Annotated in this window: 1 protein-coding gene (only partly in view); it reads left to right on the top strand. The window is 50.0% G+C overall.

What is annotated here, in order from left to right:
• The first annotated feature begins 30 nt into the window (after positions 1 to 30).
• A protein-coding gene (locus ACO6VG_RS16345; RefSeq protein WP_422474751.1) for a TcdA/TcdB catalytic glycosyltransferase domain-containing protein crosses the window boundary here: on the top strand, positions 31 to 9391 show its 5' portion. It continues 19178 nt past the right edge of the window; 9361 of the gene's 28539 nt are visible here — the first part of the coding sequence; it begins with the start codon at positions 31 to 33; its stop codon lies beyond the right edge, outside the window.

The following is a 9391-nucleotide window of genomic DNA, read 5'->3' as shown; positions in this document are numbered from 1 at the left end:
ACAACCTGTTAGTTACGGAGAGGTTCCCGTATGCCTGCCAATCCGACTGATAATAATCCTCGCAATCCTGTTCCTAAAAGACAGTGGCTGAATACCAGCGATGGCTGGTTTTACTTCGCCATGGTTAATACCGGTACTTTTACCATCAGACTGTCAACGGATCAGGCCAGCCCGGGATCGGCCTTTGCCACGCCAGCGCACATTAGTACTGTTAGGACAGCTATTGACAGAGCCTTCTGGCTAATTGAGCAGTCAGGTTTTTTTCCCCACTATATACATCGGAATATCAGTATTATCCTGTCTGATTCTGACTTGCCGGGTCAGAATATCTATTATGACGACGATGGAGTTACATTTTTAATCGGACAATCAATCGGATCTGACCGGCTCGTCGCCACCTTGCTAAAGAATATGGCAATGGTCGTTTATGAGGCCTGTGACCCCAATAACTTCTGGTCAGAATTTCAGGTGCGCCAATATGGTTCTACAGCCACTCGAACACAGCTCGACTTTATCTCTGAAACCCTGGCCGCCAAGTGGTTGCATCAGAAAGTATCACCGGTTTCACTCTATTGGCTGGAGTCCTTGCTTCCTGATCTGTTCAATGCCCCACAGAACCTTGAGAAGCCGCCAACCCCTCTGAGTGCCGAATTGCAAGCCAGGCACTGGCATTCTAAAAACGACCTTGGTCAAACACTTGCCTGGCTCAAAAGCGAGGAGATCCCTTCATCAGGCAATGTTACCAGACCCGTGCCTGACAGTTATTCTACTTTCACGCCCGTCGCGCCGCTTTTGCGCATCGACGAGACAATAGCCTGTCCTGCCTTTGGCAAAGGTTATCGCACCCAGGTTAACGGAACGGAAATAGCGGTCAGGGTATATCCCCAGGGCGACGGTGCTCCGCCGCTGGAGCTGGTGGACATCACCCTTGATGCCCAAGACTACCGTTCCCTCGGTTACAAAGACCCGGCACAAACACTCCAGCGACTGGTTTTTGACCTTGAGAAACTGGCAGGACTGTTTCTATACGGTGGTTTTAACCGGCAGTTGCTGACCTTTCTTCACGGACTTCAGATTGCCAGTGATCCGGGTGGCACGGATAACAAAGTCCCTCTTATCAAGGCAGAGTCCGACCGATTATTTATTGACAGTGACGCAACCTTCACAAACGACAGTCGGCCACTGATTCGTCTGGGAGCCGCCGATCTTTCCCGGCACTCTGACGAAGCTCTTGGGCACGGACTGTCGGCCCTGCTGATACCAACATGGAGAGAAACCCTGACCGACAATGCCCTGGCTGTGGCCGGTATTGAACAGCTGTGGGGGATCACTGGCAGCAGGCTGGAAGCACTAAAACCACATTATGGGCTTGATGAACGTTACCAGGCCCGGCAATGGCCACAAGAGTCCGGTGATCTCTACCGGCAACTGGTGTCAGGCCAACGCCATGATCTCAGGAAACGGGGTGGCACAGCGGAAGACTTTGTTGATGCCGTCCGGGAACTTTACCAGGCTGACGGGCTGGCGCCAGCACTTGCCAGCGTTATGGAAGACTGGCAGGCGTTGGAGACTAATCGCACAGCCGGAGAAATGGCGGATTTGCTCACTGCCATCGAAACCGTTTACAACGAACAACCGTTGCGCAGTGAACAATGGTTTTTCCGCAGGGCGCTTGATGGCAGTCTGGACTGGCTGACTGCCAGAGACCCCGACAGCCCAGTTTTGGCAAACCTTCAGCGACTGAAAAAAAATGATGAGGCACAACAAAGTGAATACGATGGCCTGTTGGAGCCGGAGCAGGCGCCGCTCTTAAACAATACCACCAGCAGCGTTCGGGGCAGATTCCTTACCCTCAAGGCTCTGGGTGACTGGATTGGGGTTTACCTGACACCGGACTATCTGGCCAGTTCCGGTAATCAGACCCTCGCCAGTGACCTGCGGCAACTGGTGGATGCCAGCGACCTGTTCAGACACCGGTTGAACAATACCGAAGGGTTACGGATGCTGTCGGGCAACGTAACAACCCCGATAAGACCTGACACCCTTGGCGATATACACGACCAAGGTTTACTGAAAATACCCCCCGATGAGCGCAACAGGACGATCCCCGGAGAGTATGTCAGTTTAATTATCCCCGGTCGCAATGGTGCATTCCCCGACAGTCAGTCCGGCCCGCTGACCTACCTGCCAATCGAGCATGGTAGGAAAAATGACACGGCTTATGATCTTGTACCGGTTAACCAGACAGTTAATAACGGCACCTTCACGCTGATCCCTTTTGATCCGGATGAAGGGGATTTGCCCTATGGTTCCGGGTGGCTTGCAGGCCATCTTTCGTTCTTTTACCAGCTGGGAGAGGCATTGCAGCTGGCGCTCGGGCTGGCGCCAGAAGCAGATACCAATGCGGCCAAAAACCGGATTCGTACTGAACTGGGTTTGCCACGGCAGGACAACCCCGGACAGGACGAACTGTCGTTACCGGTAGTAAACCCCCGTCAGGTGATGATCAAAGAAACCCTGCCCGTACAGGTAAGGTTTAATCAAACGACAGCGACAGACAGTAAAAAATCCATAACTCTGGCAGTGACCGGATACGGGTCTCTGGGGCGTCATCTGCAACTGACAGCAGAGCCTGACGGGAAGGGTACCTATCGTCTGCAACTGGCTGCCATTGGCACAATAACTGCGCTTGACGACTCACCGCCTCTCCCCCTGTGGCGCTATAACGCAGTGACCAGACCAGTGGCAAAGCGCAGAGTTCGCCGTTCCGATACCGATCCTGATTCTGCTGAAGTTCAGGACCTGAAATTAATTGACAAACTGATTCCTGATTCCGATGCGTTCCTGGAAAAATTCGCACCGTTATTAGACTATCAGCGCGCCGCAAACGACCACTTGAACGCACGTGTTGAAGACCTGCTAGAAGCTTTTGTCAAGCTTGATGGCTCTCGCCATGAGCAGACTCCATCTACCTTCGCTTTGGTATTAGGGGTCTACGACCAACTCATTGAGCTGACCGAGAACCACCCGCTGGAAACCGGTGAAACATTTGCGAAACTGGCTACAGACATCCAGAGCTGGATTGAATCCAGCATGGTGCCAGTCCCTGAAAAGCTGCATTTTGTCAGCATTAGCCCAACAGCCGGGGAGCTAAACCGGGTCTGGTTATGGATTGCAGCCAATTCAAAGTCCGATTTACAAATAACCCTCTGGTACGACCCGGACGCAATGCTCACTACTCTGCTTACCAATGCCCTCAAAAAAGCAGTGATCAGTCAATTAACCAGTCAATCCGGTTCCAGTGATCCGTCTAATTTTGACTCGGATTTAATGGAAGGATTCATGAAGCTGCAAGATCAGGCCTGGAAATTCATAGAGTCAGACATGAAACAGGGACGGGGATTTGATCTGGCAGTGAAGAATTTTCTGGTACGCCACCTCAACCATAAATCATCGGATATTGATGAGCATAAAAACCAAATGGTGAAAGCCTACCAGCTATTTAAACAGAAGGTAGAGTCTTCTTATCCCGGCGCGAAGTTTTCCCGCGAGGATATTAAAACGGTCTGGACCGATGCTTACGGGGAAGACGGTGAGAAGGCCAGAAGTTACTATTTAAGAGAGCTGGGGTTGCGTGGTAATAAGCCAGCGGCCACTGCACTGGTGAAAAGCAGGGTGCTTGGCACTCTCGGTGGTGTTTATTCTGATACGTTCCTTTCGCCGTTCATTAATAAGGATCTTTTCAAGGGTATTGATTACTCCGGCGTCAGCATGACAGATTGGAGCTGGGTAAAGAGGGTACAGGTACAACTTGTCATCCAACAGTTCAGCAAAGAATTCCTTCCTGGTGACCAGGACCCTGCCATTGCCCAGAAGGTTGCAGACGATCTCGCCTGGTTCGGTAAAAAATACCCCCGGTTAAAGAATGACCTCGAGCAGCGTTTGGCGAGTTCTGATCCCTCGCAACTGTTTGAACCTCTGGGAGAAGTTAAAATCATTCCCGGTACGATCGACCTGTCACTAAAAAACGCACAAAGTCGTTTTTTTTCAGTATCACAGGGCGACCCGACCATGAAGGAGGTCGAAAACCGCCTTTTATTAAATTACCAGACGATTGACCAATATAAATTGTCCAGCGTAACAGCTTGGAAATCTATCCAGGATACAAAAACGTTTTTCACCAAAAAAGAAAAGGGTCAACCGAAATTGGCTTATTATCGATTCGGGGGGGTGTGGGAATTTTCGGAAGGCTACCCATTACTTAACGGCGATGACGCGCTGACAGAAAGCAATAGTGCAGTAGGTTGGACAGAAAGCGATAAAGCTTTGCTTGATTCTCTGCTATTGCTTTCCGGGGAACGCTATACCATTTCCAGCGAAACAGAAGCTTTCTGGTACCACGAAAACGAGATCGCAAACTATATTAAGACGGATCCCCAGAGCACAAGCCAATACAGCCAACAACTGATTATCCAGATGGAACCTGCTGATAATAACCCGATTAGCAGGGCGAGCCGTTACCTGTATCGCAAATATAAAAATCACCAGAAAACTTATAACTCAATCCGTTTGCTGGTCATTGATAATGATGATTGGTCAGATGGAGAGACAGGTGCAAGAGTCAACAAGGCCGATATTAGCAGATTTCTCGACGGTAACAGTCGAATTCATGTAGTTGGACTTGGTAAGTCCGAGAACGGGAAATTTACCCTGAGCGGTCAAACCGCGTCAGAACTCTCAAAAAAAATCAATGAACTGACCGGTGGTACCCCGGTTAAAACCATTAACCTGATTGGCTCAGGCATTGACGACAACGGGCTTGTCAGCCAATGCCTGAAAGAAACCCTGCAAGCAACAAAAACCTCAGCAGTGACTGCCCGTGACGGTCTTTTGATCGTCGATATCTGGGGGCGTCTGTGGGTTGGCCTGCTCTCTGACTCGGGTCTGGTGACCTGGTCACTGGCCGACAGCTCTGACAAGCTGAAAGCGCTTCGCATGAGTAACGGTGAAATCACCGTCAAGCGCTTGTCGGCAAAAGAAACATTGGCTGAAGGTGCCATCAGAATACGTCAGCTGCCCTCTGTTTTGTCAGAGCACAGCGGGTTGCTGGGGCCCGCTAATCCCGATGATCTGGTGCCGACCCCGGCAATGTTCGAGCACAACCTGAAGCCGCATCTGCAGGGTGTTTTCGAGCCGAATGATTTAGCAGCGCTGGAGGAGAAAATTACCCAATTTGACCAACTTCGTCAGGAAGGAGCGGCTCTTGAAAAATACATGCTTGTCTATCGGATGCAGAAAAAACTGCCCAGAATTCTTCCTGGTGGCGCTGTGACCTCCCACCTGGCCGCGACAATAAACCAGTACCTGCTGGATGCTTTGGTGGAGGTCCCTGAAAAGCTTAACTTTATCTGGATTGGTCGTCTCAACGAAGGTGTTAAAGCTCATCTCAAGGTCTGGGCCAAGATGGTTTCCTCCTGGCCAATAACGCTCTGGTACGACCCGCAAGCGCTTCTGGCACCCGTGCTTGCCCGGGAAATACGTAACGCTGTTGCCGCTGAGAAAATACCCGCAACATTCCTGGCAGAAGAAAGGAGTAAACATGATTTTTTGGCACGTATTTTTCAGCTACAAGATTTGGCCTACAGCACTATAAAAAATGGCATTGCCCAGGGCAAAACCTTCGACGACATGGCAAAGGTTTTTTTGGTCAACCACTTGGGTATGGATCGAGCAGAATTAGCACAAATACAAAGGCAAAGCCTGAAGGAATTCACGGATTTTGCCAACGAACTGACCAGGCTTCGGGGCAACCCCGGATCCGGGGGATTCACACTGGCCGATATCAACCAGCTCTGGCAGGCAGGCAGTGACGCAAGCATAAAAAAGTGGTACGAGAAAGAGCTTATGCTGAGAGGGCTTTTAGCAGCAGCATCGGATCTGATACGAGTGGATCTGCTTATTAAAGATAAGAGTGAGGGAGGTGTCTATTTGGATGTCGACTCACTACCTCATTATAATCAACGCTTGTTTAAATATATTAACCCTCCGGAAAATATTTTAATTGAAGGCCAACTGAATAATTTAATTAATCATCTGATTATGGAGTATTTAAGTGAGCCAGGGCCGGAACAACTTTTCCCTAAAAGAAATCCTGATCCGGAAATACAGGAGAAATATAATCAATTAAAGGAAAAATACCCTGATTTTACCCAGGCTGTTAGAGAGGTCATAGCCAATCACAAAGAAGAGCCTCTTTTCGTTTTTCCAGAATCCATCAGGGCTATTCCTGGTTCAGCAGAAATAACCTTGGTTTTTTCAAAAATGGTTCAGCCCAGAAATAGTTTAATTATTGCGCCACGAGACAGCCAGATTCTCAAGGCGGTTAAGCAAGAAATGATAAAGCGGCAACAGTTGATTGAACGTTTAGATATAGACAATCCATCAAAACTTTATAGTTACGATCTCGCTGAAGTCAAGGCAGCCGTTATCAATGAATTGGGAATCGATCGAGTAGCCGCCGGTTTTTTTATTTCATATCGGACTGATGGAATAATGTATGGATCCGGCTCGATCTTGCAGCTATCAGGGCCAAGTGTGTTTCGTGATGTCATGAAGCAATATTTCAATGCTTATCTTTCAGGAGAGGATCTTCTTGATTACGAAAAAAAATCCTATTTCACGCAAATTAATCCATTGGCAAAGATTGATTTAGTGAGTTTGGAAACTGATGAACAGGCCAGTAGCTGGGTCACCAATGTTGATAAAACCGTGCGTTATGCCCTGAACGATGAGCAAGACAGCCATTATGGCAACCAGATTATTCTCCAGCTGGGTAACAGCGACAATGAAGTCAAAGCCAGCGTTTACCTGAGGAAAAAATACCAGCCCTATTTTAGCTGGCATATACGACTGGAGCCTGATGGTACCTTGATTAATCCAGTGACAGGCCGTGACATTGAGCTCAGGATATTGCGAGCCGGTTTTATTAAAGACGACACACGTATTATTGTTGTGGGTCATGGTAGTGAGGGTAACAAGGCTGGCTTGGGCCTGTTTCGCAAAAAGGCCGATTCCAGAGAGTTTCTCCTGGGCGGGAAGACGGTTGGCCAATTGGCCGAGGTGCTCAAGCGCATAACTGGCGGGCAATTTGTCAGCACCGTCAGTTTGGTGGGTTGTGGCGCTGCTGCCAGCGGGGAGCACTACCCTGTGGAAAAGTTCGCCAGGAAACTGTTTGGTAAAATCAGGACAAAACGAATCACTGTCCGTAATGCCCTGGTGGCGGTGGATATGCTCGGGCGCAAATGGACCGGCATTCTCCCTGCCGATGGCAATGTGCTGTGGTCACAATCAGACCCTCGCGTCAAGCTGGTGCTTGAAGAAGACGAACGGGGACAGTTAATGCCCCGCCAGCTCCCGGTTGCAGGAGGGCTGGTGAAAAAACTCCGGAATTTACCCGCTTTGCCCCTCGGCAGGAATTATGCCTATCTGGGCAAGAATGCCCCTCATTTCGATCAGGCCAGACGCTTACTGCTTGATACGATTATCGACAACAATCACCAAAACAATGGCAGGCAGAAACTCTCCGACCTGGTTGACCATTACAACCTTCGGCTGCAACAAGTCACCCGTGATAACTTTTCCCCTTACCGGTTGATGCCGTTGCCGACTGTCGATGCTGAACTGCCTTTTGTGCAGACAGGGGCACCAAGAAAGCTGCACCTCAGCGCCTTTGTTCGTGCAGACTCAATCGGTGACCCGTTTTCGGGTATTGGCTTGCTGGCCTATGGTAATCCTTTTGCGCAGGAGAACTTTTTCCAGACCCAGCAGGCGGGATATCAGCTGGCCCGGCAAGTCGCAAGCCCGCCATCTGACGCCATGGCAACACTGTTTACCCGCCTGCTGCTTGGGTCTTTACAGGACATTTTTGCACCCGGTGGCCACGACATAGATCCGTTCCGGGTTTCTAGTCCTGATCTGCTGGTTTCGGTATTGGGAAAAGATGACCTGCTTGCCCTGAATGCCCAAAAGCTACGAAATGACTTTTCCGAATTGGCCCAGCAGTACGTCAAGACTCTGAGAAGGTTATTGGGTGACTTTCTGGCCGACAAACGGGCGGAACAAAAAGCACCGAGACTGAACGCCTGGAAAAGGCATGAACAAAGAAAGTCGTTTCAAAATACCCTTTCGCGTGAGATTAAAAAAAGGCTGAAGCACCAACCGGATGGTAAGGTCAGTTTCACGGATCCTGTGCCTCTGCCTGACAGAGAGTCTTTTGCTGGCGACAAACCTGGCAAATACCTGCCTGTTGTCGCCAACCCTGCGGGCGAAACTTATGTTTTGGTGAGCGTGCCAGAGTTTAACGGCGGGATTTTTCCGGACAATCTGCGCAATATCCTGTTTATGCTCCAGTCCTCAGGTCCGCTGGAGAAGCGTAATGCCCAAACGCTGATCAAGACCATTGAGTCAGCCTATTCCCATCGCTCATCCTCCCTGCCAGAACAGCGGCTCGATGAAAAAATAGCCCGACTGCCGCTGGCTGATGTGGTCACACTGGCCAATGAAGTTGATCACTTCGACACCGGGCACCGGGCAGTCCAGAGCCTGATGCAAAAACTCTTGTCGCGTCTGGTGGCCAGCGTAGTCACCACGCTGGAAAACGGTGACAAACCCAATCGCCAGCAGAAGCTGCTGATCGCGGAGTTGTCCAGCCGACTTCCCGACGACAACAGCGGCTTCAGGGTTCCGCTTCCGGAAAACCCTGAACACCGGGCTTATCTGGACTTTTCTCTGCCCTACGACGAAGATCGCTATTCTTCCTCACAGACCGTTCTGGGGGCTCGTTCGCCCTTTTCTATCTCTGCCATTGATCATAATGCTTATCACTCCCAGCTGCGTGAGCTGGCGCAATGGGATGAACCACCAAAAGGACTGGAGGATGTGATTGGCTATTTCAATAAACCGAATAAATTCATCGATAGTCTTTTGCTCTGGCGCAAATGGCAGAAAGATAATGGTTTGGAGACGATCAGTCCGCTCGTTGATATCCGGCTGGAATCAGACCGCCTGACCTGGGACAGTCGGGTGATTATCCGGCAGTGGGAAAAAAATGAGCCTGTTATGATTCGGGTCGGACTTGCTGATGTACGGCCAGGTTTGTCTAACACCCGCCTTGCCCGGGTGATGACTCAATCCTACGGACTGGCTCTGCTCCTGCAACTGCAAGCAAAGCAGGTACCCCTCTCTGTTATCGTCAGGGCTATGGAAATATGGGAAACGGATTACCCTCTTTTTCTTGTTGGCCATTACGGTTATGACAATGGTCTGAAACTGCGGCGACTGCCCAATGACAGTGATCCGGTTTATCAGGTGCTGGTCACTCACAGTAAAGATC

Origin of the sequence: Endozoicomonas sp. ALB032 (assembly GCF_049310125.1) — a bacterium.
Taxonomy (GTDB): domain Bacteria; phylum Pseudomonadota; class Gammaproteobacteria; order Pseudomonadales; family Endozoicomonadaceae; genus Endozoicomonas_A.
The sequence above is the reverse complement of the archived record's forward strand: the minus strand, read 5'-3'. Positions and strand labels throughout refer to the sequence as shown.